The sequence below is a fragment of the Streptomyces sp. HPF1205 genome, from assembly GCF_020400825.1.
In the GTDB taxonomy this organism is placed as follows: Bacteria; Actinomycetota; Actinomycetes; order Streptomycetales; family Streptomycetaceae; genus Actinacidiphila.
On record NZ_JAINVH010000110.1, the window covers coordinates 1 to 1,325 of the forward strand.

General features: G+C 67.7%; 1 protein-coding gene. It reads right to left on the minus strand.

Annotated features, from left to right (window positions below; genetic code table 11):
- Nucleotides 1–1,259 (minus strand): hypothetical protein (locus K7G61_RS35850; protein ID WP_225851338.1); only part of this gene is annotated, 1,259 nt, incomplete at its 3' end.
- Nucleotides 1,260–1,325 lie beyond the last annotated feature (66 nt).

A 1,325-nucleotide genomic window follows, 5' to 3' on the forward strand; every position in this document is an offset into this window, starting at 1 on the left:
GGTGTGATGACGAGGTGGTAGCCGTAGGTGCTGTTGGCGGTGACGGGGACGGTGATGGAGCCGTTGTTCACGGTGTAGTTGGATTCGGCCAGGGTGGTGGGTCCGGAGACGGCGGTGGTGCGTCCGGGTGAGGGGGTGTATTCGACCTTGACGTGGACGGTGGATCCGAAGGCGGACAGGGTGTTGAGGTTGTTGACGGTGACGGCGGAGTCGCCGCTGCTGCCGCCGAAGACGACGTCGATCTCGTTGCCGGCGCTGTTGCGGGAGGCGGCGCCGTCGATGCCGGTCTGGGCGGGTGCGGTGGTGGTGAGCATGCTGCCGCTCATGTCGGCGTACCACTTGTAGAGCCAGTAGGCGCCGTTGGGGCTGCCGCCCTGTCCGGTGAGCAGGTCGCCGAGGGCTCCGGACTGGTTCCAGAAGGCGAGTTCGGCGTCGTGGACGCCCAGGCGCTCGAACTTGGCGATGTAGCCGACCAGGGCGCCGGGGATGCCGACTTCGGAGGGGGCGGCGTATTCCTCGATCGCGATCGGGCGGGGGGTGATGCCGTACTTGTTCTCCAGGCCGGTGACGGTGGCGACGTCGCCGGCGATCTTGGAGGAGCGTTCCAGTTCGTGCCAGGCGATGATGTCGGGCACGGTGTTGGTGGCGACCGCGTTCTTCAGGAAGTTGTCCATGTCGCTGATGTTGTCCGAGAAGCTCGGGCCCTGGATCGGCGTGGTGGTGTCCTTGGAGCGGATCTCGCGGTAGGTCTTGGTCCAGAAGTCCTCGAAGGTGCCGTTGGCGGACTTCCAGGTGTTGTCGGATTCGTTCCAGGGGGCGTAGGCGGCCAGGTTGGTGATGCCGGAGGCCTTGGTCTGGGCGATCTGGTCGTCGACGACGCTGAGCCAGTTGCTCCAGCTGAACTGGTAGGGCCAGCCGGCGTAGTAGTCCGAGAGGCGGTTGACGACCTTGGCGCCTGCTTTGGCGGCCTTGGGGGCGACGGTGAGGATGTCGCCGGTGGGCTGCTGGTGGCCGCCCTGGGGCTTTTGCACGAAGGTGTTGGGTTTGATGGCGGCGACCAGGTTGTCGGCCGGGGTGGTGGCGTTGGCCAGGCCGTACAGGCTGCCGGTGGCCACGTGGGTGACCGGACGCAGGACCTGGCCCGCGTTGACCACCAAGGTGGTGGACGGGGACGCGGCCGCCTGGGCCGACGGCGACCCGGCCAGCGTGACCGACGCCGCGGCCACGACCGCGGCCGCCACGGCCACCGTGGCGGTCAACGGCCGGCCGGATCGGTGATGCGCGAATCCACGCATGACGAAATGCCCTCCAGAAATGGGTGGGGG